Here is a 25,732-nt window from a genome sequence, read left to right on the forward strand (position 1 = left end):
GGCAGTGTACAAGCCGGCCTACCCGACCTTTGGCACTTCCACTACCCGGCATGCCGGGTACGCTTAGGAGTTCACATCCAGAAGGATTCGACATGAACCGCACCCTGATTGCGCTGGCACTGGCCGGCGTGCTCACCGCCACCGCCTTCGCGGCCACCACCAACAAGGCGACCCCGAAGCTGGGCACGTTCGGCGTCGACCTCAGCTCGCGCGACCTGTCGGTCAAGCCGGGCGACGATTTCAACCGCTATGCCAGCGGCCAGTGGCTGGACAGCTACCAGCTGAAGGACGACGAGACCAGCTTCGGTTCGTTCCGCGCCCTGCGCGACGATTCCGAGGCCCAGACCCGGCAGATCTTCGATGCCATCGCCAAGCGCACCGACCTCAAGCCGGGCAGCAATGAGCAGAAGGTCCGCGACTACTACAACAGCTACATGAACCGCGATGCGCGTAATGCTGCCGGCATCGCGCCGCTCAAGCCGGTGCTGGACAAGATCGCGGCAGTCACGTCGATGCCGGCGCTGATCAAGCTCTTCGGCGAATCCGATGTGACCGGCACCAATGCGCCGATCGGCGCCGGGGTCAGCCTGGACCGCATGAATCCCGACCGCTACCTGATCGGTATTGGGGTCGGCGGTTTCGGCCTGCCGGACAAGGATTATTACGTCAACCAGGATCCACGTTTCGTCGAGATCCGCGCCGCGTATATCAAGCACATGCAGACGATGCTGGGCTTCGATGGCGTGACCGACGGCAAGGCCCGCGCCGAGGCCGTCATGGCGCTGGAAACCGAGCTGGCCAAGGCCACCTGGGATCGCGCCGAGCTGCGCAACCGCGACAAGACTTACAACCTGACCAAGTTCGCCGACCTGTCGAAGCTCTATCCGGGCTATGACTGGAACGCGCAGCTCAAGGCGCAGGGCCTGCCGATCCCGGCCGAGGTCAACGTCAGCACGCCGAATGCGGTTGGCCCGATCATCGCCATCGTCAACAAGACGCCGCTGAATGTCTGGCGCGACTACCTGACCATCAGTGCGATCGACAACAACGCCGGCTTGCTGAGCAAGAAAATTGATGACGCGGCGTTCGCGTTCAATGGCACCGTGCTGTCTGGCCAGAAGGCCCAGCGCGACGACTGGAAACGCGCTATTGGATTGGTCGGCGGCGGCCAGGGCCTGGGCGATGCGGTCGGCCAGATCTATGTCGCCAAGTTCTTCAAGCCGGAAGCGAAGGCGGCGATGGACCAGCTGGTTGCCAACCTGCGCGTTGCGCTGCGCGAGAACCTGGGCAAGATCGACTGGATGAGCGATGCGACCAAGACCGAGGCCTACAAGAAGCTCGATTCGTTCCGCCCGAAGATCGGTTACCCGAGCAAGTGGAAGGATTACAGCAGCGTAAAGATTACCCCGGACAACTTGATGGCCAACGTGCTGGCCATGCGCAAGTATTACCTCGATGACCAGAACGCGCGCATCGGCAAGAAGACCGATCGCGACGAGTGGTTCATGACCCCGCAGACAGTCAATGCGTACTACAACTCAAGCTTCAACGAAATCGTGTTCCCGGCCGCGATCCTGCAACCGCCGTTCTTTGACATCAACGCCGATCCGGCAGTGAACTACGGCGCAATCGGTGCGGTGATCGGCCATGAAATGGGCCACGGTTTCGACGACCAGGGCAGCAAGTCGGACTGGGAAGGCATCCAGCGCAACTGGTGGACCGATGAAGACCGTGCCCGCTTCGAAACCCGGGTCAAGGCGCTCGGCGCGCAGTACGACGCCTACTGTCCGGTCGAGAAGGTCTGCGTGAATGGCGCGCTGACGATGGGCGAGAACATCGGCGATCTCGGTGGTCTGTCGATGGCCTATACCGCCTACCACCTCAGCCTGAAGGGCAAGCCGGCGCCGGTGATCGACGGGTTGACCGGCGACCAGCGTTTTTTCATGGCCTTCGCCCAAGTCTGGAAGGGTAAGTATCGCGACCAGGCGCTGGTGGCGCAGATCAAGTCGGATCCGCATTCGCCGGCGATGTTCCGCGCGAATGGACCGGTGCGCAATTTCGACCCGTGGTACGCCGCGTTCAACGTCAAGCCGGGCGACAAGATGTACTTGCCGCCGGACCAGCGCGTGCGCATCTGGTAATCACAGACGGGTAAGCACGGGCTGGTAATCAAGTCGCAGGTTGCTTGACCCAATGCAGAAGGCCGGCACTCGCCGGCCTTTTGTCTGTGTGCAAACTCAGCGCAGCAGCAGCTTGATGAAGCGGTCGACCTTCGAATAAGGCGGCTTGAGCAGATCGCTGCCTGCAAGTCGCGTTTGCCAGACGATCGGCAACTGCTTGCTGAACGCGTCGAAGCCGGCACGCCCGTGGTACGCACCCATCCCGCTGGCACCGATGCCACCGAATGGCAGCGCATTGATGCCGAAGTGCAGCAGGGTGTCGTTGACGGTGACGCCGCCGGAAAGTGTCTTGCCGAGGATGCGCTCAACCTGCGCGTGATCGTGGCTGAAGGGATACAGCGCCAGTGGCCGGTCGTTGGCGTTGACGTGGGCAATGGCTTCGTCGAGGTTGCGATAGCCGCGGATCGGCAGGATCGGACCGAAGATTTCTTCCTGCATGAGCTTGGTATCGTCATCGGCATCCAGCACCAGCGTGGCGGCGAAGCGACGTGTTGCCGGATCGCTCTCGCCCAGCGGAATCACCTGTGCGCCGCGCTCTCGCGCATCGTCCAGATAGCCCTGCAGGCGTGCGTACTGGCCGTCATTGACGATGTGGGTGAAGTCGGCGTCGTTGCCGCTGCCGTAGCGCGCGGCGACTTCACGCTTCAAGGCCTCGACCAGCGCAGCGCGACGGTCGGCATCGACCATCACGTAATCCGGTGCGATGCAGGTCTGGCCACCGTTGAACCACTTGCCAGTGGCCAACCGCGCCGCGGCTTTTTCAATCGGAAAGTCGTCGCAGATAATCGCCGGGGACTTGCCGCCGAGTTCCAGCGTCAGCGGGGTCAGGTTGGGCGCAGCGGCGGCCATGACCTTGCGACCGATCGCGGTCGAACCGGTGAACACCAGATGGTCCAGCGGCAATGCGGCAAATGCGGAGGCGACCTCGGCGCCACCCAACGCCACCGCGACGCGTGACGGCGGGAATACCTCGGTCAGCAGCTCGCGCAGGAATTCTGCGCTGCGCGGCGTGTGTTCGGACGGCTTCAGGAACACATGGTTGCCGGCGGCAATCGCGGTCGCCAATGGCACCAGCGCAAGATTCACCGGGTAGTTCCACGGCGCGATCACGCCAACCACGCCGACGGGCTGCGCGCGCAATTCCGCCCGTGCCGGCCAGAACTTGATACCCACGCCAATCCGCTTGGGCCGCATCCAGCCGCGCAGGTGCTTGAGCAGATGGTCGATCTCACCGAGCACGGTCATCCCATCGGCGATCAGCGACTCGTGCCGCGAGCGTCCACCGAAATCTTCCGAGATTGCGTTGGCCATCGTATCCAGCCGCGCCTTGAACGCTGCGCGCAGGCGCTTGAGGTCATCGCGGCGTTGCGCGTAGTCCGGCTTGCGTGCCTGCCAGCTGTCGCGCAGGCGGGACAGGGTCGGGGCGAGTTCGTTGATATTGGTGACGGCGGTGTTTTCCATACGGCCGAGTATATTCATGACGGCCTCCAATTTCCGTGACAGGATTTCGAACATGCATCTGCGTCCCTATCTTCAGCACACCCCCAGCGTCGGCGAACGCGTCTATGTGGACCTGGATGCTGCCGTGATCGGCGATGTGGTGCTGGGCGACGATGTCTCGATCTGGCCAGGCACCATTGTGCGCGGCGACGTCAATTTCATCCGCATCGGTGCGCGCACCAATATTCAGGACGGCAGCGTGGTGCATGTCAGCCACGATGGCCCGCACGCCAAGCTCGGTGGCTTCGCGACCATCATTGGCGAGGACGTCACCATCGGCCACAAGGCGATCATCCATGCCTGCCGGATCGAGGACGCGGTGCTGATCGGGATGGGCGCGATCGTGCTGGATGGCGCCATGGTGAAGAAACATGGATTCGTTGGCGCTGGTGCGTTGATCGCACCTGGGAAAGTCGTCGGCGAGGGCGAACTGTGGCTCGGTAACCCGGGCAAGAAAGTCAGGATGCTTTCCGATGCCGAAATCGAGGCTTTGTATTACAGCGCCGGCCACTACGTGCGGCTGAAAGATCAGTATCTGTCGGCCAGCTGACACTGGCCTCACTCGAAACCGCATCGCGCTATTAGTCCGCCGTCACCAATCCCGCGGAATGGCTGCTCAGTTCGGTGAATATCGGATTCGTATCCGGGCGCACGCCATGCCACAGCTTGAAACTCTCGGCAGCCTGTTCGACCAGCATGCCCAGCCCGTCAATGGCCGCGTAGCAGCCGGTGGCGCGGGCCCAGGCCATGAACGGGATCGCCGCCTCGCCATAGCTCAGGTCCACCGCCGCAGTGCGCCGACCGACCAGTGAGCGTGGCAGTGGCGCCAGCGTTCCGCCGCGATTGGCCGATGTGGCATTGATGACCAGGTCGAATTCACCCAGGACGGCGACGTCACCCAGATAGCGTGCATGCACGTGACCCGGCCTGCCGAGCATGTCGGCCAGCGCATCGGCGCGTTCGGGTGTGCGGTTGACGATGAACAGTTCGCCGATGCCGGCATCCAGGAGGGCCGGCGCGATCCCGCGCGCACCACCGCCAGCACCAACGATCAGGGTGCGCCGCTCGCGTAGGTCAAGCCCGTGGCGCATGGCCAGGTCGCGGATCAGGCCGGTGCCATCGGTATTGTCCGCATGCCAGCGATTGTCCTCACTGCGCACCAGGGTGTTGACGGCGCCCACGCGTTGCGCACGTTCGGACAGCGTGGTTGCCAATTCCGCGGCCAGCCCCTTCAGCGGCTGGGTGATGTTGGCGCCGACGCCACCTGCATCGGCGAACGCCTGCAGCTTTGTCGCGAAATCCGCGGGACCGGCTTCGATCGCGACATAGTCCAGGGCGATGCCGGTCTGTCGTCCGAACGCGGCATGGATCCGCGGCGACAGCGAGTGCGAGATCGGCATTCCGAACACGGCGAAGTGTTGATTCATGGGTTGGCTCACGGCAGGATTCCTGGGAAGTTGTTCAGTCTGCTTCGCGCAGCCAACGCGCGGCGTCGAGGGCAAAATACGTGAGCACGCCATCGGCGCCCGCGCGCTTGATGCTGGTCAGTGCTTCCAGCGCGCAGGCGCGTTCGTCCAGCCAGCCATTCTGCGCGGCGGCCTTGAGCATCGCGTACTCGCCGCTGACCTGGTAGACGAAGGTCGGCGCGCCGAATTCGTCCTTTACCCGCCGCACGATGTCCAGGTACGGCAAGCCCGGCTTGATCATCACCATGTCCGCGCCTTCGTCCAGGTCCAGCGCGACTTCGCGCAGGGCCTCGTCGGAATTGGCAGGGTCCATCTGGTAGGTGTATTTGTTGCCCTTGCCGAGCGCGCCGGCACTGCCCACCGCATCGCGGAACGGGCCATAGAAGCTCGACGCGTACTTGGCACTGTAGGCCAGGATGCGGGTGTGGATGAAGCCCTCGGTTTCAAGCTCCGTGCGGATCGCGCCGATGCGGCCATCCATCATGTCGCTGGGCGCGACCACGTCGGCGCCAGCGCGCGCGTGGCTGAGCGCCTGCTTGACCAAGGCTTCCACGGTGTCGTCATTGACCACGTAGCCGCTGTCGTCGACCAGGCCGTCCTGGCCATGGCTGGTGTACGGGTCCAGCGCCACATCGGTAATCACGCCGAGTTCCGGGAAGCGCGCCTTCAATGCGCGCACCGCACGTTGGCACAGGCCGTCGTCGTCCCAGGCGGCTTCGGCGGTCAGCGACTTTGCTTCGGGTGCGGTGACCGGGAACAGCGCAAGCGCCGGCACCCGCAGCTCGCTGGCGGTTTCGGCGACGCGCAGCAGTTCATCGATCGATACCCGTTCGATGCCCGGCATCGATGCAATCGGCGCGCGGCCATCCAGTTCATGCACGAATACCGGATAGATCAGATCGTTGGCAGTCAGGACGTGCTCGCGCATCAAGCGGCGTGAGAACTCATCACGGCGCATCCGCCGCGGGCGAATATAGGGATAGCTCATGGCGGAGAGTTTACGCTGCCCGCAAGGGGTCGGCCGGCTACAACACGCCGCCAAACATCCCCAACCGCAGCGTGGCAACCACCACGACCACCACGTTGAGGACCAGTCCCACCTTGGCACGGCCCCGGTAGCCAGGTCGGCTCAGCACAATACCGAGCGCGGCGATGATCGCGCCGATGGCCGCAAACGGAATCAGCAGCCAGTTGGTGATGCCTATCACCGGGATCAGGGCGACGATCATCCAGACCATTGCCACGATGCCCCACAGCACGCTGATCAGTCCCATTGCTTGATTCCCCGGTTGGTGTCTTGCCGATATGCCGTCGCTGCGCATCAATTCAAGTCGCGCGCATGTTCCGTCTCGCAGCGCGCAACGGCGTCAGGCGTGCACGCCGTCGATTTCCACCGCCAGATCGCGCCGGCAGACCACGCCCTGCAACACGATCCGCGGCGTGCCATCGGGCAGGCGTTCGCGCAGCAATTCGTCGACGCGCTGCATCGATGTGGCATCGCGTACATAGACCTTGAGCCTTGAGTACGCGCCGAAATGCGCGGCCAGCGCCGGTCGCTGCGTGCGTGCTATCGCGATCAGGCTGTCGAGGTTGGCCAGGGTTTCATCCAGTTGCGCGGCCAGCGAATCCCCATGCTGCGAGGCATGCCCGACCACCGCCGCGGTGCCGGACAACAGCAGCGGCATTGCCGCATCGGCGGGCGGCAGCATTGCGCGGGCGAATCCGGGCGCCTGCGGGCCGTATTGGCGCGGGTAGCGCCAGGCTTGGGTTTGTCGCGGATTTTCCAGCGGGGTGCCAGCCGAGTGCGCGGCCAGCCAGTACAACTGGAAGCGCCCGGTCGGCTGCGGATGCCCGATCGCGGTGGCCGCCGGTAACAAGTGTGCGGGAATCTCGCGCCCGATCCCGCGTGCGCGGCCGACGCAGAACCGGCGATAGCGCTCGTCGTCGCCATCGCCGCTGGTGATTGCGTCCAGGTAATTCCAGATCCGCAGCACATGCGGATGACGGCTTTCTGCCAGCCATGCCTGCAAGCGCTGATAGGCCTGTGCAGCGGCTGTCTCGATATCGCCGTCGTCGTGGACTTCCAGCGCGCAAAACTGCAGGCCGCCACCCGTGCTCCAGGCGATGCCGCGGTCGCGGCCACGTTGTACGTCGCCATCGACGAGCCAGCATTCATGCGGCGGACTTCCCAACGCCGGCAAGGCGACGTGCAGGTAACGCGGGTCGGCATGCGAAGCGGCTGCATCGACGCCGAATCCGAATACCGCCAGCAGGCGTGGATCGGCCAGCAGGCTGTCCAGCGGCGCATGCCGGTAGTCCACGCGCAAGCCAGCGGCGGACGGATTCGGAATGGGATCGGTGAGTACTGGCATCGGGGCGCGAATGATAGCGCGCGGCATGTGCAGGGCTTGGCTTACTGCGTCTGCGCCAGTGGTGCTGCGGATGCGAATTCCCCGCTGGGATCGTCGATCACCGGCGGATTGGCGCGCGCCTGCCGGCGCACCTGCCACAGGCCGCCGCGGCGCACGCATTGCGCAACGATGTGACTGGTGATGCGCCACAGGTCGCGCAGCGGGCGGAAATGGCTGGGCCGGAAGGTGGGCGCGCCATGCACCTGGTTGTAGCGCGCCTCGATCGGCACCGACACGCAGCGCGTACCCAGCCGCTGCGCCGCCGACATCACGATCTGCGCCTCGAACACGAAGTCTTCGCCGGGAATGTCGGTCAGTGCGCACACCGCGGCCGGGTACAGGCGCTGCCCGCTCTGGCTGTCGGCGATCTGGTAACCGGTGCCCCAAGTGATGCCCCAGTCGCCGAATTCGTTGGCCAGGCGACGATAGGTCGGCTGGTTGGCGCGCTTGCGCAGGCGTGCGCCGATCACGATCCAGCCAGGGTAGCGATTGGCGGCAGCGAGCAAGCGCGGGATGTCGTTGCCATCGTGCTGCCCGTCACCGTCCATGCTCAGCACCGCATCGAAGCCCAGGCGCAGCGCCTCGGCGAAGCCATCACGCAGGCCCGCGCCCTTGCCCATGCGGGTGGCATGGCGCAGCACGCTGACCGGCAGGTCGGTGATGGCCTCGGCGGTGCCGTCGTCGGAGCCGTCATCGACCACGATCACGTTCGGGCAGTGGCGCAGGGCCGACAGCACCACGTCGCGGATGCGCAGGGCCTCGTTCAGGGCCGGAATCACTACGGCGATGCGCTCTGGAGTCAATGTCGGAGCCGGGATCGAAGCCGGGGAAGGATTCTGCATCGCCGGATTATGCCAGCCGTGCCTTTGGTCACGGGTAGCCAAGCCCGTCGCGCGTTAGCATCAGGGGCTACGCGCGGGGGCGCGAACCCGATCAAGCGAGGACACAATGGGGCACAACAACGTCAGGCACTTCCATTTCCTGTTGGGGACGCTGCTGGTCACTGGCATGGGCTTGGGCAGCGCACAGGCGCAGCAAGTCACCACCGCGGACTACCAGCGCGCGGCCAGCATGCTCGGTGACCGCACCGGACCGCTGGTTGACAACAGCATCAGCAATGGCAACTGGCTGGATGATGGCAGCCTGGTGTATGCGCTGGCCGCCGGCGGCAAGACCACCTACCTCCGGTTGGAACCACGCACCGGCGTCAGCAAGCCCGCATTCGATCCGCAAGCGCTGGCCGATGCGATGAACCTGGCCAATCCTGACTCCAAGCGCCCGGCCACTGCCGCGAAATTGCCGCCGCTGGAGATCAAGCGCGAAGCCGATGGTCGCCTGCACCTGGCCACCTCGGCCGGCACTTACCTGTGCGCATCGGAGGGCTGCTCTTCGGTGCCCACGCCCGAAACCGGTTCCGAGCCAGGCGCTGCATCGCCCGACGGCAAGCGCGAAGCCTTCATCCGTAACGGGAACCTGTGGCTGCGCGATGTCGCCAGCGGCAAGGAAACCCAGCTGACCTTCGATGCCAAGCCCGACTACGGTTACGCCACCGACAACGCCGGCTGGCAGCACACCGACAAAGCCATCCTGGTGTGGTCGCCGGATGGCAACAAGATCGCCACCTTCCAGCAGGACCAGCGCAAGACCAGCACCATGACCTTGGTCGGCACCAATATTGGCGCACCCAAGGTCCAGCAGTGGAAATACCCGTTCGTGGGCGACAGGGACATCACCATGATCGAGCGAGTGATCATTGACCTGTCCGGTCCAAAACCACGCATGGTTCGCCTGCAGATGCCGCCGGACCAGCATCGTTCCACCTGTGCAGACGACATCGTATGTGGCGAAGGTTGGGAAGACGTGCAGTGGGCCAAGGATGGCAAGACGTTGGCTTTCGTCAGTACCGACCGCGGCCACAAATCCGCGACACTGCGCGTGGCAGACGCGCAAACCGGCGCGGTCCGCAAGGTGTTTGAAGAGACCGTGACCACCCAATACCAGAGTGCGCCCGTGCTGGGTTCGGTGAACTGGCGCTATCTGCCAGAGAGCAACGAGTTCATCTGGTTCAGCCAGAAATCCAACTGGGGTCACCTGTACCTGCATGACCTGACCACCGGCAAGCTCAAGCACCAGATCACCAGCGGCGACTGGAACCTTACCCAGATCGGCCACCTGGATCCGGCATCGCGCACCCTGTGGTTCCGCGGCGTGGGTCGCGAAGCGGGCGACCCTTACTACGTGCACTACTACAAGGTCGGCCTGGATGGCGGCGACGTCAGCCTGCTTACTCCGGAAGACGCCAACCACGTGATCACACCGTCCGACGATGGCACGGATTTCGCCGACGTGTATTCAACGATCGGCACTGCCCCGGTCGCGGTGGTGCGTGACGGCAACGGCAAGCTGTTGGTCGAACTGGCGCGGACGGACCTGACCCGCCTCAGGGCTGCCGGTTGGGTGGCGCCGACCTCGTTTACGGTCAAGGCGCGTGATGGCAAGACCGACATCTACGGGCAGATGTTCAAGCCGTCCAACTTCGATCCGAAGAAAAAGTACCCGATCATCGACTACATCTACCCGGGTCCGCAGGTCGGTTCGGTGCGCTCGCGCAGTTTCGTGCCCGCACATGGCGACAACCAGGCAATGGCCGAACTCGGCTTTATAGTGGTTGCCATCGATGGCATGGGCACGCCTCTGCGCAGCAAGTCCTTCCAGGACGCGTGGTACGGCGACATGGTCGACAACACCTTGCCGGACCAGGTCACCGCGCTGAAGCAGTTGGGCGCGATGTATCCGTGGATCGATCTCGACCGGGTCGGCATCTGGGGCCATTCCGGCGGCGGCAATGCGACGTCGACCGCGATGTTCACGTATCCGGATTTCTTCAAGGTCGGTATTTCCGAGTCCGGCAACCACGACAATCTCAGTTACGAGGACGACTGGGGCGAGCGTTATCACGGCCTGATGGTCAAGAACGCCGACGGCACCACTAACTACACCGGCCAGGACAACGCCAGCCGCGCCAAGAATCTGAAGGGCAAGTTGTTCCTGTTGCACGGCTTGATGGACGACAACGTGCCGCCGCAGAACACGCTGATGGTGGTTGATGCGCTGATCAAGGCGAACAAGGACTTCGACCTGCTGTTGCTGCCCAATGCGCGCCACGGCTACGGCATGGACACCTATTACACAACCCGTCGGCGCTGGGACTACTTCGTCAAGAACCTGCTGGGGGCGACGCCGCCCAACCAGTTCGAACTGAAGCCGCAGATGTAAGCCTTTTCACCATTTCATCCGGCGTCAAGGTACCCAGCCGGCATGCTTCTTGTGTGCCGGCGCGCCCTCATCCTTGTGCTTCTGGCATTGCTCGGCCAGCCACTGGAACCATTCGGCAACGGAAGGTTGCGACTGCTCTTCCCTCATCTGCCTGAACAAGGGACCCAGCTTGAGCCACATCACCACCACGATGCCGCCGGCCAGTTCCAGGACCAGGTCGAACGGCGCGATCCGGCGGAATACCAACAAGCCCATGGTCTCGAAGGTCGTTCCAATCTGCACGGCAGCTCGAAATACTTCCGGTTTGATGTCGTCCAGGCTGCCCACCAGCCCGGTGTCCGGCTCTTGCTGGATGACGGTCATTGCGTTGGCGAATTCCGCATCCAGGAAGGTCCGCATCAGCTCCGCGGCCACGGTATCCCGGCGCTGCAACTTCAGCTCTGAAAGCTGCACTACCGCGAACACGGTGCCACCGAGGACGGTGGCCGCCTCGACGATCTGCGCAATGGTCCCGAACGTTTCCAACGTCATGACACTTTCCCGCCAGGCGTTGCCGAGGATTATTGGCCCAAGCAGCAGCCAAGAGAAGTGACTTCGGCGGCCTGGTTCATGCCTGCCGCGCGCCCTGCCCGAACAGCAGCCTCTTTTGGTCGTCCGTAAGCGGTTTTGCAGCGTCTGGGTTGACCTGTTTGGTCAGTGCATACGCACGTTGCGTCCCCGGTCGCGCGCGGATGGCTGCCTCCCAGCGGCGCACATTGGCGAACGGGGCTAGGTCCAGCGGCGCTTTCTGGTACGGGCTGATCCACGGATAGCAGGCCATGTCGGCGATGCTGTATTCGCTGCCGGCGATGAAGTCGCGATCACCAAGCTGGGTGTCCAGCACCCCGAGCAGGCGTTCGGCTTCCTTGCGGTAGCGCTCCTTCGCGTAGGCGATGTCATCAGGCGCGTAAACATGGAAATGCCCGTACTGCCCGGTCATCGGGCCCAGCCCGGCCATTTGCCAGAACAACCATTCATTGACCAGGATGCGCTGGCGCAGAGCGGTTTGCTTGTCGGCGCCGTCGGGGATGCCGAGGAAACGCCCGCTTTTGTTGGCCAGGTAGAGCAGGATCGCGCCGGATTCGAACACGCTGATTGGCGCGCCGCCGTCCACGGGTGCGTGATCGACGATCGCCGGCATCCTGTTGTTAGGGGAAATGCGCAGGAAATCGGCTTCGAACTGCGCGCCCTTGCCGATATCGAGCGGCTTGATCCTGTAGTCCAGGCCGTGCCCTTGTTCGACGAGTTCCTCGAGGAACAGGGTGATCTTGTGCCCGTTCGGGGTGGGCCAGTAATACAGGTCGATCATCGGATGCGTCTCCGGTGCGGGGAACGCCACTCTAGCCTCGGCCATGTGTCGTTGCCGGGAACGCTGCTGGCTACATTGGCTATACCTGCTCCAAGGTGACGTCCATCGGCGTTATGTGGCAGACGAGCCAGGATTGTGCCCAGGCTTGATGGACATCAATGGCAGTCGCGTTGGCTGCCGCTAACGTGGCGGCATGGGTAATGGACGAACCACGCTAGGCAATCCAGAACGCAAGGTGCTGGCGCGGCGCACGCTGGCCGCGCTGGATTTGACCAGCCTTGGCGAAGACGATGACCGCGCGCGCATTGAAGCCTTGTGCGATACCGCGAACACGCCGCATGGCGCGCCTGCCGCGCTGTGCGTCTATCCGGAATGGATCGCGACCTGCAGGCAGCGGTTGCAAGACCTTGGCCTGCCGCAGGTGCAGGTGGCGACCGTGGTCAATTTCCCCGAGGGCGCCAATGATCCCGGTCGCGTCACCCGCGAGACTCGCCGGGCGCTGGGCGCCGGCGCGCAGGAAATTGACGTGGTGTTGCCGTGGCGACGCCTGCAGGCCGGCGATGCGGCCGCCGCGCGCGTGGTGCTGGATGCCTGCCGCGAGGCCTGTGGCTCGCATGCACGAATGAAGGTCATCCTCGAAACCGGTGTGTTGCAGATTGAAGCGTTGATCCGCGAGGCCGCAGAGATCGCGCTGGATGCCGGCGCCGACTTCCTCAAGACCTCTACCGGCAAGGTGGCGGTGAACGCGACGCCGGAAGCCGCGCGGATCTTGCTGCAGGCAACCCATGCGCGCGGTGGGCAGTGTGGCTTCAAGGCGGCCGGCGGGATCCGCACACTGGCGGATGCGGCCGGCTATTTCGCACTGGCCGACGACATCCTTGGCCCGCACTGGGCAACGCCCGCGCATTTCCGATTCGGCGCCAGCAGCCTGCTGGGCGATATTCTCGCCGCATTGGACGCACCATGAGCCGCGCCATCCTGCTGGTGCTGGATTCGCTGGGCATCGGTGCATTACCCGATGCCGACCAGTTCGGCGACGCCGGTGCCGACACCCTCGGCCACATCGCCGCGCATTGCCTGGCCACGCGCTGTGGTTCCGGTGCCGATGGTGCGTTGCATATCCCGCATTTGCTGGATCTCGGCCTGGGCCATGCGGCGCAACTGGCCAGCGACAGTTTTCCGGCGGGCCTGCAGGACTTGGCACCCGCACCAGTGGGCGCGTGGGGCTGTGCGCGCGAACGTTCGACCGGCAAGGACACCACATCCGGCCACTGGGAAATGTGTGGCGTGCCGGTGTTGTTCGACTGGGGTTATTTCACCGCGCCCACCGAGTCCTTCCCCGCCGAGTTGCTGGATGCGCTGGTGGAACGCGCGCAGCTGCCCGGCGTGCTGGGCAATTGCCGCGCCTCGGGCACCACGATCATTGCCGAGCTCGGCGAAGCACACATTTGCAGCGGCAAACCCATCATCTATACCTCGGCCGACTCGGTGCTGCAGATCGCTGCGCATGAGGGCCATTTCGGGCTGGAGCGCCTGTACGAGGTCTGTGCAATCGCACGCGAACTTGTCGATCCGCTGAACGTCGCCCGGGTCATCGCGCGTCCGTTCACGGGTGAGGATGCCACCAGCTTCAAGCGCACCAGCAACCGTCGCGACTATTCGGTGCCCCCGCCTGCACCCACCTTGCTGGATCGCCTGCAGGAGGTGCAGCGCGAAGTGATCGGCATCGGCAAGATCCCGGACATCTTCGCCCACCGGGGCATCACCCGCGAGGTCAAGGCCCACGGCATCGACGACCTGTTCCAGGCCACGCTGGATGCCATGAACAACGCTGCGGATGGCAGCCTGGTGTTCACCAATTTCGTGGATTTCGACCAGGAATTCGGTCACCGACGCGACCCGGCCGGCTATGCCGCAGCGCTGGAAGCCTTCGACGTGTTGTTGCCGCAGTTACTCACACGCCTGCGCGATGGCGATGTCGTGCTGCTGGTCGCCGACCACGGCAACGATCCCACCTGGCCTGGCAGCGACCACACCCGCGAACACGTCCCGATCCTCGCGTTTGGTCCACGTGTCCACGCCGGCAGTATTGGTTGCCGCGACAGTTTTGCAGACATCGGCCAAAGCATCGCCAACTGGCTGGGCATTCCGCCACTCGATGCAGGCCACGATTTCCTCGGAGCCATCCGCGCATGACCACGCCACATATCAATGCGCCGGCTGGCGCGTTCGCTGACACCGTCCTGCTACCCGGCGACCCGGCGCGCGCACGCTGGATCGCCACGCATCTGCTTGATGACGCGCAACAGGTCACCGACGTGCGCAACATGCTCGGCTTCACGGGAACCTGGCGCGGGAAGCGGGTATCGATGATGGGCACCGGCATGGGCATCCCGTCATGTTCGATCTATGCCACTGAACTGGTCCGCGAATATGGGGTTCGGCGGTTGGTGAGGGTGGGCACCTGCGGTACCAGCGCAGCCGACGTGGCATTGGGCGACATCGTGGTGGCGCTCGGCGCCAGCACCGATTCGCGGGTGAACCGCCAGCGGTTCGGCGGGCATGACCTGGCGGCGCTGGCCAGCTTCGCGCTGGTGCGCGCGGTGGCCGACGCCGCCCAGCAAGCGGGCCAGCCATTGCGCATCGGCAACGTGTTCTCGACCGATATGTTCTACCACCCGGATCCGGCGCTGTTCGACCTGCTGGACCGGCATGGCGTGCTCGGGGTGGAGATGGAAGCGGCCGGCTTGTATGGCGTCGCTGCCGAGCTCGGGGTTGAAGCGGTCGCGGTGTTGACAGTCTCCGACCAGATCCGCAACAAGCAGGCGATGCCGGTCGCGCAACGCGAAACCGGGTTGGAGGCGATGCTGCGGATCGTGCTGGATGCGGTCACCGCGTGAGTCGTGCGCCTAGGCAGCCGGTTAAACTGGCGGCATGGATGTTTCCCACCTGCTCGATGGGCTGAACCCGGCCCAGCGCGAAGCCGTTTCCGCCGCGCCCGGCCATTACCTGGTGCTGGCCGGTGCCGGTTCCGGCAAAACCCGCGTGCTCACCCACCGCATCGCCTGGCTGCACGAGGTGTTCGGCGTGCCCATGCACGGCATTCTTGCGGTGACCTTCACCAACAAGGCTGCGGGCGAAATGCGCGCGCGCATCGCTGCGCAGATGGGCGGTGAACCGCGTGGCATGTGGATCGGCACCTTCCACGGCATCGCCCATCGCTTGCTGCGCCTGCACTGGCAGGACGCCAGGCTGCCGGAAAGCTTCCAGGTGCTGGACAGCGACGACCAAGTGCGACTGGTCAAGCGCGTGGTAAAGCAGCTGGAGATCGACGAAGCGCGTTTCCCGCCACGGCAGATCGTCTGGTGGATCAATGCGCAGAAGGACGAAGGCCGCAGGCCGCAGCACATCCAGCCCGAAGGAGACGAATTCAACGGCGTGATGCTGCGCGCCTATACCGAGTACCAGCTGCGTTGCGAGCGATCAGGTTTGGTCGATTTCGCCGAATTGCTGTTGCGTGCGCATGAAGTGCTGCGCGACACGCCGGCACTGCTGGCGCATTACCGGCACCGCTTCGGCCAGTTGCTGGTCGATGAATTCCAGGACACCAACGCGATCCAGTACGGCTTCGTGCGGCTTCTTGCTGGCGACAAGGGGCAGGTGTTCGTGGTCGGCGATGACGACCAGGCGATCTACGGTTGGCGGGGTGCCAAGGTCGAGAACGTGCAGCGCTTCCTGCGTGATTACAAATCACCAGATGGCAGCAGTGCGGTCACCCTGAAGCTGGAACAGAATTACCGTTCCACCGCGAATATCCTTGGCGCGGCGAATGCGGTGATCTCGCACAACGAAGACCGCCTCGGCAAGCAGCTGTGGACCGATGCCAGCGACGGCGAGCAGATCGACCTGTACGCCGCCTACAACGAAATCGACGAAGCCCGATACGCGATCGAACGCATCGCGCAGTGGGTGCGTGACGGCGGCAGTTATGGCGATGTTGCAATCCTGTATCGCAGCAATGCGCAATCGCGCGCCTTCGAAGAAGTGTTGCTGGCGTCGCAGATTCCGTATCGCGTCTACGGCGGCATGCGCTTCTTCGAGCGCGCCGAAATCAAGGACACGCTGGCTTACCTGCGCCTGGTCACCAACCGTGACGACGACGCGGCGTTCGAGCGCGCAGTCAATACGCCGACGCGCGGGATTGGTGGGCGCACGCTGGATGAAGTGCGCAGCGTGGCGCGGATGCAGGCCTCATCTTTGTGGGCCGCAACCGCGCTGCTGGTCACCGGCAATGGCTTGGCCGGACGTGCACGCAGTGCGCTGGCCGCGTTCATGGCGCTGATCGACGGGCTGGCTGCCGAATGCGCCGACATGACCCTGCCGGAGAAAATCGATCACGTGCTCGCGCGCAGCGGCTTGCGCGTGCATTACGAAAATGAATCACGCGGCCAGCTGGATTCACGCACTGACAACCTCGACGAACTGGTGTCGGTGGCCTCACGCTTCAGTCGCAGCGACGACCCGGAAGACGCGCAGATGAGCGAGCTGGTCGGCTTCCTCAGCTATGCCTCCCTGGAAGCCGGCGAAGGCCAGGCCCAGGCCGGCGCGGACGGCGTGCAGTTGATGACCTTGCACAGTGCGAAGGGGCTGGAGTTCCCGCTGGTGTTCCTGGTCGGCATGGAAGAAGGCTTGTTCCCGAATGCCAAGTCGGCCGAGGAAAGCGGGCGCATGGCGGAGGAACGCCGCTTGGCCTATGTCGGCATCACCCGCGCCCGCCAGCAGCTGGTGCTAAGCCATGCTGAAACCCGACGCATCCACGGCAGCGACATGTACGGCATGCCCTCGCGTTTCCTGCGTGAAATCCCGAAGCCGCTACTTCGCGAGATCCGCCCGAAGGCGCAGGTCGCGCGCGGTGGCTACCCGATGCAACCGAATCGTTACCCGCAGCGCAATGCCGGCCATGCGGCGATCGAGCTGCCGGCGATCCGGCTCGGCGCCAATGTGCGGCATCCGAGTTTCGGGACCGGTCTTGTCACCGACGTGGAAGGCAGCGGCAACCACGCGCGCATCCAGGTCAATTTCGACAACGCGGGCAGCAAGTGGCTGGTGCTGGCCTATGCCAACCTGTTGCCCGTCTGACGCTGGTCGTCGGCTCCTTTCAATCCTTCCAGCGCGCGCCTTCGGTGCGTTGTGCTGGGCAGCTTCAATCACGGTGAGACCATGATCAACAACGACGTCCTGCGCAGCATCCGCTACATGCTCGACCTGAGCGACAACAAGGTGATCGAATTAATCAGCCTGCCGGACCCGGCCTACAGCATCGACAAGGAACAGCTGGACGGCTTCCTGAAAAAGCAAGACGAGGAAGGTTTTGTTGAATGTCGCGACGTGGTGCTTGCGCATTTCCTCGATGGGCTGGTGTTGCATTACCGCGGCAAAGACGAAAACCATCCGGCGCGGCTAGTTGAAAAGCGCGTCAACAACAATGTGGTGCTGAAGAAACTGCGCGTTGCATTCGAGTTGAAGGATGTCGACATGCATCAGGTGTTCGAGGCTGCAGGATTCCCGGTGACAAAACCGGAACTCAGCGCCTTGTTCCGCCAGCCAGGGCACAAGAATTTCCGGCTGTGCGGCGATCAGCTGTTGCGCAATTTTCTCAAGGGCCTGACCTTGCGTGTGCGTGGCGACTGATTCGCATGCGTACACACGCCATGACTCTCACTCCATGACCAACGTCATCAAACACGGATTCATTGCTTGAACACCACGAACGACAACGCGGCACTCGCCGGCATCGGCGATATCGACGATACCCAGTTGGTCGAACGATTGCAGGCCGCGACCGAGGTGCTGGAGCGGATCGCCGCGGATCATTCGCTGCTGGCGAAATTACCCGCGGGAGCGCGCGACCGTTTGCAGCGCGCGGTGGCCGGTGTTTACAACCCGGATCCGATGGCGCGCCGGCAACGCATGAAAGCCGCCGAGCGCGCGCGTAATGCCGAGGTGATCGCCAAGGACGATGCCGTGCTGGACGACACCGGCATCCGCACGCTGCGCCGCAAGCCGGTGTTCACCACCACCAACTATTTTCCGCCAACCGGCTTCGAAGCGAGTGACATCAAGCCGGGCGAAGAGGGCAAACGCATTGCCGAGCGCGAAACCGCTCAGTTGCAGCACTGCTACGTCTGCAAGCAGAAATACACCGCGATCCACCATTTCTACGACCAGATGTGCCCGGCCTGCGCGGAGTTCAATTTCAACAAGCGCACCGAGCTCGCCGACCTGCATGGCCGCGTCGCATTGCTTACTGGCGGACGCGTCAAGATCGGCTTCCAGACCGGCCTGAAACTGCTGCGTTGCGGCGCACATCTGATCGTCACCACGCGCTTCCCGCGCGACTCGGCCCTGCGCTACGCGCAGGAGCCCGACTTCGAACAATGGAAAGACCGTCTGGAAATCTTCGGCCTGGACCTGCGCCATACGCCTAGTGTTGAAGCGTTCTGCCGCGGCCTGCTGGAAACCCATGAACGGCTGGACTTCATCGTCAACAATGCCTGCCAGACCGTGCGCCGGCCGCCGGGTTTCTACACTCACATGATGGACGCCGAGCGCGCCGCGTTGGCCGATGCGCCAGTACAAATACGCCAGTTGCTGGGCCGTTACGAAGGCATGCGCGATGCCGAGGCTGGCGAGGCCGGCAATGACAGCGCAGTTGCGGTCCTCGGCCAGGGTGGACCGGCCGCGCCGGGCCTGACCCATGCAGCTGAACTCTCACAGTTGCCTTTGCTGCAAGAAGAACTGTTGTCGCAGCAGCATTTGTTCCCCGAAGGCAGGCTGGACCAGGACCTGCAGCAGGTTGACCTGCGTGATCGAAACTCTTGGCGCCTGCTGATGCACGAAGTGCCGTCGGTGGAGTTGCTGGAAGTGCAGCTGGTCAATGCCGTCGCACCGTTCCTGCTCAACGCACGCCTCAAGCCACTGATGCTGCGCACGCCCGGCCACGACAAGCACGTCGTCAACGTGTCGGCGGTGGAGGGCCAGTTCTACCGCAACTTCAAGACCACCCGACATCCGCATACCAACATGGCCAAGGCCGCGCTCAACATGATGACGCGCACCGCCGCCGCGGATTACCACGGCGACGGTATCCACATGAACAGCGTGGATACCGGCTGGGTGACCGACGAAGATCCGGTGGCACTGGCCGAGCGCAAAACCATCGAAGAGCGCTTCCATCCGCCGCTGGATATCGTTGATGGCGCCGCGCGGATCCTTGATCCGATCATCGACGGCATCAACACCGGCAATCACGTATGGGGCCAGTTCCTGAAGGACTACAAGCCGACCGATTGGTGAGCCCTCAGTGCTGTCATGCGGCCGAAGTCGGCCGCTGGCTTCACCAACTGTAGAGCTTGTAATAGGTCATCGGCCCGTCGCGCTTGTCCCAATCCAGCTTGCCGTCGCCGTCGCGGTCCTGGACGTAATAGGTCGGTCCACGGAACGGCTGGACCTTGACCATCCGCAGCACGCCGGACACGCGGTACTCGGTGATCACGTCGCCGTTGGATTCGGTGCGGGTGACTGGCACCGTGTCATTGGGCAAGGTGGCGGTCGGATCGCTGGCGCAGGCTGCCAGCAGCAGCGTGGCAAACAGGGTTGCAAGCGAAGTGATGACGATGCGCATGGTGGACTCCAATGGATGCCACGAGTATGCCGCAGGTGGATGTGACGGGCGATGAAGCGGCAATGCAGCGGCGTAGAATCCGGGCATGCTGAAACTTGTCCTGATCGATGGTTCCTCGTACCTGTATCGCGCCTTCCATGCGCTGCCGCCGCTGACCAATGCCGCGGGTGAGCCGACCGGCGCGCTGTTCGGCGTGGTCAATATGTTGCGTGCGCATCTGAAGGAACAGCCGGATTACGTTGCGTTCGTGCTGGATGCGCCCGGCAAGACCTTCCGCGACGACCTCGACCCCGAATACAAGGCCAACCGGCCGCCGATGCCGGACGAGCTGCGTGCGCAGGTCGAACCGATGATCGCGATTGTCGAGGCGCTCGGCTTCCCGATCATCCGCATCAGTGGCGTCGAGGCGGACGACGTCATCGGCACGCTGGCAGTGCAAGGCGCACGCGCCGGCATCGACGTCACCATTTCCACCAGTGACAAGGATTTCGCCCAGCTGGTGCGGGAGCCGTCCACCGGCGCACATGTCGCCTTGGTCAACACCATGAGCGGCAGCAAGCTGGATTCCGACGCCGCGGTGATCGAAAAATTCGGCGTGCGCGCCGACCAGATCATCGATTACCTGGCGCTGATGGGCGACAAGGTCGACAATATTCCCGGCGTCGACAAATGCGGGCCCAAGACCGCGGCCAAATGGCTGGCCGAATACGAAACCCTGGACGGCGTGATTTCTAACGCCGACAAGATCGGCGGCAAGATCGGCGAAAATCTGCGCGCGGTGATCGACCGCCTGCCGCTCAACCGCAGCCTGACCACGATCAAGATCGATGTGCCGCTGGAACAAACGCACGATCAGTTGCGGCTGCGCGAACGCAATGTCGATGCCCTGCGCGGCCTGTACGCGCGTTATGGATTCAACCAGGCGTTGAAGGAACTGGATGGCAGTTCAGCGCTGGCAACCGCCGAAAAGGAACCGGGCCTGGCACGCCGCAGCGGTTTCGTCGCAGCTTTGGCGCCGGCACCTGCCGCCCTTGATCCGGCGTTGTCTGCGCCCGGCGAGTACGAATGCGTGACCACCACCGAACAACTCGACGCCTGGGTCGCACGACTGCAGGCAGCCGATGAATTCGCCTTCGATACCGAAACCGACTCGCTGGACTCGATGCGCGCCAACCTCGTCGGCATCAGCTTCTCTGTGGAGACAGGCAAGGCCTGCTACATCCCGCTGGCGCATGAGATCCCCGGCACAGTGCAATTGCCGCGCGAAGCGGTGCTCGATGCGTTACGCCCCGCACTCGCGGATGCCGGCAAACGCAAGCTTGGCCAGAACGGCAAGTACGACATCCACGTGCTGCGCCGGCATGGCATCGACGTGGCCGGCTATGCCGACGACACCATGCTGGAGAGCTTCGTGCTCAATGCCGGGATTACCCGGCATGACATGGACTCGCTGGCGCAGCGCCATCTTGGTTACACGACCATCAAGTATCAGGACGTGGTCGGCAAGGGTGCCAAGCAGATTGGTTTCGCCCAGGTCGCGCTGGACGATGCCACCCGCTACGCCGCGGAAGACGCCGACATCACGCTTCGATTGCACCAGGTATTGAAGCCGCAGATCGAGGCCGATGCCGGCCTGTTGTCGGTCTATCGCGACATCGAGATGCCGCTGGTGCCGGTGCTGGCGCGGGTGGAAGCCAATGGCGTGCTGATCGATGCCGACGAACTGCGCAGGCAATCCGCCGATCTGTCGCGGCGGATGCTCGCCGCGCAGCAGAAGGCCACCGAACTGGCCGGGCGCACGTTCAACCTGGACTCGCCCAAGCAGCTCGGTGCGCTGCTGTTCGACGAACTCAAGTTGCCGGCGATGGTGAAGACACCGGGCGGGGCGCCATCGACCAATGAAGAAGCGCTGGAGGCGATCGCCGACCAGCACGAGCTGCCGCGGATCATCCTGGAGTACCGCGGGCTGGCCAAGCTGCGCAGCACCTACACCGACAAGCTGCCGGAGATGATCAACCCGGACACCGGCCGCGTGCACACCAGCTACCACCAGGCGGGCGCGGCGACCGGACGGCTGTCATCGTCCGACCCCAACCTGCAGAACATCCCGATCCGCAGTGAGGACGGCCGCCGCATCCGTACCGCCTTCATCGCGCCGCCCGGCCGCAAGCTGGTTGCCTGCGACTATTCGCAGATCGAACTTCGGATCATGGCGCATCTTTCCGAGGATCCCGCGCTACTGCGCGCATTTGCGGCGGGTGCCGATATCCACCGCGCCACGGCCGCGGAAGTCTTCGGCAAGACGCTCGATGAGGTCTCGGCCAACGAGCGCCGCGCGGCCAAGGCGATCAACTTCGGCCTGATGTACGGCATGAGCGCGTTCGGCCTGGCCAAGCAGCTCGGGATCGCCCGCGGCGAGGCGCAGGACTATATCGCTCTTTATTTCAGCCGTTATCCGGGCGTGCGCGATTTCATGGAACGCACCCGTGAGCAGGCACGCGAACAAGGTTTCGTCGAAACCGTGTTTGGACGCCGCCTGACCCTGGACTACATCCATTCGCGCAACGCCGCCCAGCGTGCCGGCGCCGAGCGCGCCGCGATCAACGCGCCGATGCAGGGCACCGCAGCCGATATCATCAAGCGCGCGATGATCGATATCGACGCCTGGCTGGCCGGGCAGGGTAACGAAGCTGGAAAAATCCCGGCCTTGATGCTGCTGCAGGTCCACGACGAACTGGTATTCGAGGTCGACGAAGCCTTTCTGCCGACCCTGCTGGAGCAGGTTCCGGCGCGGATGGCCGCTGCCGCCGCGCTGCGGGTGCCGCTGGTGGTCGATACCGGGGTTGGCGACAACTGGGATCAGGCCCACTAGCGCCGGTTTTAGCGCCGTCAGGATGGACGGGAACCCGGATTCCAGAGCGGTTTCGGCCAAGGCGTGATTTGGTGAATGAATCACTCCTGAATTCACCAAATTCTTAACGGGAATCTTCACGAACTCTCAATGCGGGAAGTGGTCATATCACTCGCGACAGATGCAACGTCTGTCGCCGATCACAACCCCTCCCCTGGTGTGATCATCCGGAGCCTAGGTTTCCCCGACCTGTGCTCCCCGGCCCCGCAGCCCACCCCTGGCTTGCGGGGCTTTTTTATGCGCCGCATTCCATGCGGCGCATAAAAACCCAAGAGTTGCTGCGCAAATCTTGGGCCCCAGCGAGTTGCTTCCAATCCCCCCGGCTTCGCCGCGCCCCCTTAATAAGGGGGCTTTCCTCCAGCAAGGTCATTGCAGGCAGAATGCGCTAGGTCTTGCGGGAATTCTTCCATGAACGACATGTTCCAGTTGTCTGCGCCGTGGTGGCATTTCATGCTGCGCGCGGTGGCTATCTACGTGCTGGTGATGGTGCTGGTGCGCCTGTCCGGCAAGCGCGCCGTGGGCCAGTTCACGCCGTTCGACTTGGTGGTGGTGATCCTGCTCGGCAATGCGGTGCAGAACGGCATCAATGGCGGCGACAACTCGCTGACCGGCGCGGTGATCATGGCAACCACGCTGATCGGGCTGAATTACCTGGTCGCGATGTTGACCTCGCGATTCCGATTCATCGAGAAAATCGTCGAGGGCCACCGCGTGCTCCTCGCCCAGGACGGCAAGGTGCTGGAAGCTGTGCTGCGACGCGAGTTGATCAGCCAGCACGATTTCGAGGAAGCGCTCCGGATGAACAACGTCGAGTCGCTGGCGGATGTGGACACCGCCATGCTGGAAACCAATGGCCACATCAGCGTGGTGCCAAGAGAAAAGAAGACATGATCCGCCAGGCGATGCCCGCTCAGTCCACCGCGGCGCCTGCCTCGCCCAGCCAATCCCGCGGACGCAGGTATTCAACCAGGCGCGCTTCCGGGCTATCGGGTTCGGGTGTGAAGCCGTATTCCCAGCGCACCAGTGGTGGCAGGCTCATCAGGATCGATTCGGTGCGCCCGCCCGATTGCAGGCCGAAGTGGGTGCCGCGGTCGAACACCAGGTTGAACTCCACGTAGCGGCCACGCCGGTACAACTGGAACTGGCGTTCGCGTTCGCCGAAAGGCACGTCCTTGCGGCGCTCGACGATCGGCAAGTAGGCATCGAGGAAGCCATCGCCGACTGCACGCATATATCCGAAGTCGTCGTCGAAGCCGGTGTGCAGGTCGTCGAAGAACAGCCCGCCGACGCCGCGTGTTTCATCGCGATGCTTGAGCAGGAAATACTCGTCGCACCAGCGCTTGTGCGCTGCGTAGCGTTCATCGCCACCGAACGGTTCGCACAGCGCGCGTGCAACGCGATGCCAATGCAACACGTCCTCGTCGACCGGATAAAACGGGGTCAGGTCGAAGCCGCCACCGAACCACCACGCCACGGTTTCGCCATCCTTCTCGGCGCGAAAATGGCGGACGTTGGCATGCGTGGTTGGCAGATGCGGATTGCGTGGGTGGAACACCAGCGACACGCCTACCGCACGCCATTGCGCACCCACCAGTTCCGGCCGCGCCGCGGTCGCCGAAGGCGGCAAGCGGTTGCCGGAGACATCCGAAAACCCGATCCCTGCCTGCTCGAACACCTCGCCATCGCGCATGATGCGCGTGCGGCCACGGCCGGCCAGCAAGATGTCGTTGGGCGCGCGGGTCCAGGCGTCTTCGACAAAGCGGGCCTGGCCGTCGGCTTGCTCGATCGCACTGCAGATGCGGTCTTGCAGGCCGGTCAGATAATCACGGACGGTGTTGATGTCGGGTATTGGCGAATCCATGCCCGGATTGTAAGCGGCGACCCATGGTCGACATGCCAGGCAGGTCGAATGGATTCCGTCATCCCGGCGCAGGCCGGGATCCCATTAGCCCCGCAACTGCTTAGTGAACCAGCCAACCGCCGCCTCACCTGCCTGGAATGATCGGCATCATGCGCGGGCGCGCGCTGGGGTCGTTGTTGTCTTCGCGCAGGTAATCGGGCAGCGGTTGCTCGCCATCCTCGATCTTGGCGTCGCCGCCGCCGGAGATCTTGTAGTCGCGTCGCTGCAGCCACGAATCGCGCACCAGTGCGTACTCGTCGGTGGCACCGACCAGCATGTCGTCCAGTGGGAGCAGCCGCATGCGCAGGTCGACCAGCTTCAGGCCCTGCAGAAAAATACGGGTTTTGTCTTCCTCGACAAAGCGCAGCGGCGATAGCGTCGCGTCGCCGGCGATGCCGAAAATGTCACGCACCGTACTGGGGCCGAACAGCGGCAGCTCGAGGTAGCGCGAGCGCTTCCAGCCCCACACGCCCAGCGTCTGTCCGAAGTCCTCGCGGCGATTGGGGATATGGACCCGGGTCGCGGGGTCGAAGATGCCGCCGATGCCGACCGTGGTGTTGAGCGTAAAGCGCCCCACCGATTGCGCCGCCACCTTGCCCTTGCCCTGCAGTAGCGCGTTGACGATGGTCACCGGCTGGCCGAGGTTGTTGAAAAAATTGGTCACGCCATTGCGCGCAGGTTCGGGCACTACCTTGGCGTAGGCCTTGGCCAGCGGCTTGGCGACAGTGCGGTCGACGACGACGTTGAATGCATACGCGCGACGGTTGAACTTCTCCCATGGATCGTAGGGCTGGGGTGCCGCGTATGGCGTCGGCACGGTCGGGTCGGCATCATTCTCGACGGGTGCGGGCATGACCGCCATCGCATCGGTGTCGGGCTGCACGGGAACCGCCGGTACGGCCGCGGAGTCTGCCGAAACCAGTGTCGAGGTGTCGGCCGCAGTACGCGCGCCGCCGCCGTTGGCGCAAGCCGAGACCAGCAGGGCCAGCGACAGCAGTACGGCATGGTGCAGGAAGGTCGGGCGGGTCATGTGAACTCCATCGCAGTGCGTGGCGT

At 63.8% G+C, this 25,732-nt stretch carries 22 protein-coding genes; 11 read left to right on the top strand and 11 right to left on the bottom strand.

What is annotated here, in order from left to right; genetic code table 11:
- Window positions 1-92: 92 nt before the first annotated feature.
- Window positions 93-2,141, top strand: coding sequence for a M13 family metallopeptidase (locus tag PSV05_RS04300; RefSeq protein ID WP_300061965.1), 2,049 nt, complete (start codon window positions 93-95; stop codon window positions 2,139-2,141).
- A gap of 96 nt (window positions 2,142-2,237) precedes the next feature.
- On the opposite strand, the gene PSV05_RS04305 is transcribed toward PSV05_RS04300, so the two are convergent.
- A complete protein-coding gene (locus tag PSV05_RS04305) occupies window positions 2,238-3,641 on the bottom strand; it encodes a coniferyl aldehyde dehydrogenase (protein ID WP_300062264.1) in 1,404 nt (467 codons plus the stop codon).
- A gap of 52 nt (window positions 3,642-3,693) precedes the next feature.
- Here PSV05_RS04305 and PSV05_RS04310 point away from each other — a divergent pair, with 52 nt between their 5' ends.
- Window positions 3,694-4,230, top strand: coding sequence for a gamma carbonic anhydrase family protein (locus PSV05_RS04310; RefSeq protein ID WP_300061968.1), 537 nt, complete (start codon window positions 3,694-3,696; stop codon window positions 4,228-4,230).
- Window positions 4,231-4,261: 31 nt separating this feature from the next.
- On the opposite strand, the gene aroE is transcribed toward PSV05_RS04310, so the two are convergent.
- The 5 genes from aroE to PSV05_RS04335 form a co-directional block, all read right to left on the bottom strand.
- Window positions 4,262-5,107 (bottom strand): shikimate dehydrogenase, encoded by an 846-nt coding sequence (gene aroE / locus PSV05_RS04315; protein WP_300062267.1) that lies wholly within the window; start codon window positions 5,105-5,107, stop codon window positions 4,262-4,264.
- 34 nt (window positions 5,108-5,141) lie between these two features.
- Window positions 5,142-6,134 (bottom strand): porphobilinogen synthase, encoded by a 993-nt coding sequence (hemB, locus tag PSV05_RS04320; RefSeq protein WP_300061971.1) that lies wholly within the window; start codon window positions 6,132-6,134, stop codon window positions 5,142-5,144.
- 37 nt (window positions 6,135-6,171) lie between these two features.
- Window positions 6,172-6,420: a hypothetical protein gene (locus tag PSV05_RS04325; RefSeq protein WP_300061974.1), complete on the bottom strand. Its 249-nt coding sequence runs from the start codon at window positions 6,418-6,420 to the stop codon at window positions 6,172-6,174.
- A 93-nt stretch (window positions 6,421-6,513) separates the two neighbouring features.
- Window positions 6,514-7,518: a pteridine-dependent deoxygenase gene (locus PSV05_RS04330; protein WP_300061977.1), complete on the bottom strand. Its 1,005-nt coding sequence runs from the start codon at window positions 7,516-7,518 to the stop codon at window positions 6,514-6,516.
- A gap of 41 nt (window positions 7,519-7,559) precedes the next feature.
- Window positions 7,560-8,399: a glycosyltransferase family 2 protein gene (locus tag PSV05_RS04335; RefSeq protein WP_300061980.1), complete on the bottom strand. Its 840-nt coding sequence runs from the start codon at window positions 8,397-8,399 to the stop codon at window positions 7,560-7,562.
- A gap of 106 nt (window positions 8,400-8,505) precedes the next feature.
- On the opposite strand from PSV05_RS04335, the gene PSV05_RS04340 reads away from it, so the two are divergent.
- On the top strand, window positions 8,506-10,833 hold the full coding sequence (locus PSV05_RS04340) for a S9 family peptidase (protein ID WP_300061982.1): 2,328 nt from the start codon (window positions 8,506-8,508) through the stop codon (window positions 10,831-10,833).
- Window positions 10,834-10,857: 24 nt separating this feature from the next.
- On the opposite strand, the gene PSV05_RS04345 is transcribed toward PSV05_RS04340, so the two are convergent.
- Both PSV05_RS04345 and PSV05_RS04350 read right to left on the bottom strand, forming a co-directional pair.
- The gene (locus tag PSV05_RS04345) at window positions 10,858-11,364 is read right to left on the bottom strand and encodes a hypothetical protein (protein ID WP_300061984.1); all 507 of its coding nucleotides are present in this window, start codon (window positions 11,362-11,364) and stop codon (window positions 10,858-10,860) included.
- A 76-nt stretch (window positions 11,365-11,440) separates the two neighbouring features.
- Entirely contained in the window at window positions 11,441-12,181 is a 741-nt protein-coding gene (locus PSV05_RS04350; RefSeq protein ID WP_300062270.1) for a glutathione S-transferase C-terminal domain-containing protein, read from the bottom strand.
- Between the two features lie 193 nt (window positions 12,182-12,374).
- On the opposite strand from PSV05_RS04350, the gene deoC reads away from it, so the two are divergent.
- The 6 genes from deoC (at window position 12,375) to PSV05_RS04380 (ending at window position 19,537) form a co-directional block, all read left to right on the top strand.
- Window positions 12,375-13,148 carry a deoxyribose-phosphate aldolase gene (gene deoC / locus PSV05_RS04355; RefSeq protein WP_300061987.1) on the top strand — a complete coding sequence of 258 codons (774 nt, stop codon included), beginning with the start codon at window positions 12,375-12,377 and terminating at the stop codon, window positions 13,146-13,148.
- A complete protein-coding gene (locus PSV05_RS04360; protein ID WP_300061989.1) occupies window positions 13,145-14,377 on the top strand; it encodes a phosphopentomutase in 1,233 nt (410 codons plus the stop codon). Before deoC ends, PSV05_RS04360 begins: the two co-directional genes overlap by 4 nt.
- A complete protein-coding gene (deoD, locus tag PSV05_RS04365; protein WP_300061992.1) occupies window positions 14,374-15,081 on the top strand; it encodes a purine-nucleoside phosphorylase in 708 nt (235 codons plus the stop codon). The genes PSV05_RS04360 and deoD overlap by 4 nt, the downstream gene beginning before the upstream one ends.
- A gap of 34 nt (window positions 15,082-15,115) precedes the next feature.
- Window positions 15,116-17,320 (top strand): DNA helicase II, encoded by a 2,205-nt coding sequence (gene uvrD, locus PSV05_RS04370; protein WP_300061999.1) that lies wholly within the window; start codon window positions 15,116-15,118, stop codon window positions 17,318-17,320.
- Window positions 17,321-17,401: 81 nt separating this feature from the next.
- Complete coding sequence (locus tag PSV05_RS04375) at window positions 17,402-17,872, top strand: DUF1456 family protein (RefSeq protein WP_300062002.1); 471 nt, start codon at window positions 17,402-17,404, stop codon at window positions 17,870-17,872.
- Window positions 17,873-17,938: 66 nt separating this feature from the next.
- Window positions 17,939-19,537 (top strand): SDR family oxidoreductase, encoded by a 1,599-nt coding sequence (locus tag PSV05_RS04380; protein WP_300062005.1) that lies wholly within the window; start codon window positions 17,939-17,941, stop codon window positions 19,535-19,537.
- A 40-nt stretch (window positions 19,538-19,577) separates the two neighbouring features.
- Here PSV05_RS04380 and PSV05_RS04385 read toward each other — a convergent pair whose 3' ends face one another.
- A complete protein-coding gene (locus tag PSV05_RS04385; RefSeq protein ID WP_300062008.1) occupies window positions 19,578-19,865 on the bottom strand; it encodes a DUF2782 domain-containing protein in 288 nt (95 codons plus the stop codon).
- Window positions 19,866-19,950: 85 nt separating this feature from the next.
- On the opposite strand from PSV05_RS04385, the gene polA reads away from it, so the two are divergent.
- A complete protein-coding gene (gene polA, locus PSV05_RS04390; protein WP_300062010.1) occupies window positions 19,951-22,737 on the top strand; it encodes a DNA polymerase I in 2,787 nt (928 codons plus the stop codon).
- Window positions 22,738-23,184: 447 nt separating this feature from the next.
- A complete protein-coding gene (locus PSV05_RS04395) occupies window positions 23,185-23,667 on the top strand; it encodes a YetF domain-containing protein (protein WP_300062013.1) in 483 nt (160 codons plus the stop codon).
- A 19-nt stretch (window positions 23,668-23,686) separates the two neighbouring features.
- On the opposite strand, the gene hemF is transcribed toward PSV05_RS04395, so the two are convergent.
- Together hemF and PSV05_RS04405 are read right to left on the bottom strand one after the other, a co-directional pair.
- The gene (hemF, locus tag PSV05_RS04400) at window positions 23,687-24,625 is read right to left on the bottom strand and encodes an oxygen-dependent coproporphyrinogen oxidase (RefSeq protein WP_300062273.1); all 939 of its coding nucleotides are present in this window, start codon (window positions 24,623-24,625) and stop codon (window positions 23,687-23,689) included.
- 136 nt (window positions 24,626-24,761) lie between these two features.
- The gene (locus PSV05_RS04405; RefSeq protein WP_300062016.1) at window positions 24,762-25,706 is read right to left on the bottom strand and encodes a VacJ family lipoprotein; all 945 of its coding nucleotides are present in this window, start codon (window positions 25,704-25,706) and stop codon (window positions 24,762-24,764) included.
- Window positions 25,707-25,732: the final 26 nt, after the last annotated feature.

Source organism: Thermomonas sp. (genome assembly GCF_029945965.1).
Lineage (GTDB): Bacteria > Pseudomonadota > Gammaproteobacteria > Xanthomonadales > Xanthomonadaceae > Thermomonas.

Coding starts and splice junctions, on each gene's coding strand:
- PSV05_RS04335 (WP_300061980.1), bottom strand. CDS start 8,399: ATGCAGAATCCTTCCCCGGCTTCGATCCCGGCTCCGACATTGACTCCA.
- PSV05_RS04345 (WP_300061984.1), bottom strand. CDS start 11,364: ATGACGTTGGAAACGTTCGGGACCATTGCGCAGATCGTCGAGGCGGCC.
- deoC (WP_300061987.1), top strand. CDS start 12,375: ATGGGTAATGGACGAACCACGCTAGGCAATCCAGAACGCAAGGTGCTG.
- PSV05_RS04360 (WP_300061989.1), top strand. CDS start 13,145: ATGAGCCGCGCCATCCTGCTGGTGCTGGATTCGCTGGGCATCGGTGCA.
- PSV05_RS04395 (WP_300062013.1), top strand. CDS start 23,185: ATGAACGACATGTTCCAGTTGTCTGCGCCGTGGTGGCATTTCATGCTG.
- PSV05_RS04300 (WP_300061965.1), top strand. CDS start 93: ATGAACCGCACCCTGATTGCGCTGGCACTGGCCGGCGTGCTCACCGCC.
- deoD (WP_300061992.1), top strand. CDS start 14,374: ATGACCACGCCACATATCAATGCGCCGGCTGGCGCGTTCGCTGACACC.
- uvrD (WP_300061999.1), top strand. CDS start 15,116: ATGGATGTTTCCCACCTGCTCGATGGGCTGAACCCGGCCCAGCGCGAA.
- PSV05_RS04375 (WP_300062002.1), top strand. CDS start 17,402: ATGATCAACAACGACGTCCTGCGCAGCATCCGCTACATGCTCGACCTG.
- PSV05_RS04340 (WP_300061982.1), top strand. CDS start 8,506: ATGGGGCACAACAACGTCAGGCACTTCCATTTCCTGTTGGGGACGCTG.
- hemB (WP_300061971.1), bottom strand. CDS start 6,134: ATGAGCTATCCCTATATTCGCCCGCGGCGGATGCGCCGTGATGAGTTC.
- PSV05_RS04325 (WP_300061974.1), bottom strand. CDS start 6,420: ATGGGACTGATCAGCGTGCTGTGGGGCATCGTGGCAATGGTCTGGATG.
- PSV05_RS04405 (WP_300062016.1), bottom strand. CDS start 25,706: ATGACCCGCCCGACCTTCCTGCACCATGCCGTACTGCTGTCGCTGGCC.
- aroE (WP_300062267.1), bottom strand. CDS start 5,107: ATGAATCAACACTTCGCCGTGTTCGGAATGCCGATCTCGCACTCGCTG.
- polA (WP_300062010.1), top strand. CDS start 19,951: ATGCTGAAACTTGTCCTGATCGATGGTTCCTCGTACCTGTATCGCGCC.
- PSV05_RS04350 (WP_300062270.1), bottom strand. CDS start 12,181: ATGATCGACCTGTATTACTGGCCCACCCCGAACGGGCACAAGATCACC.
- PSV05_RS04305 (WP_300062264.1), bottom strand. CDS start 3,641: ATGGAAAACACCGCCGTCACCAATATCAACGAACTCGCCCCGACCCTG.
- PSV05_RS04330 (WP_300061977.1), bottom strand. CDS start 7,518: ATGCCAGTACTCACCGATCCCATTCCGAATCCGTCCGCCGCTGGCTTG.
- PSV05_RS04385 (WP_300062008.1), bottom strand. CDS start 19,865: ATGCGCATCGTCATCACTTCGCTTGCAACCCTGTTTGCCACGCTGCTG.
- PSV05_RS04310 (WP_300061968.1), top strand. CDS start 3,694: ATGCATCTGCGTCCCTATCTTCAGCACACCCCCAGCGTCGGCGAACGC.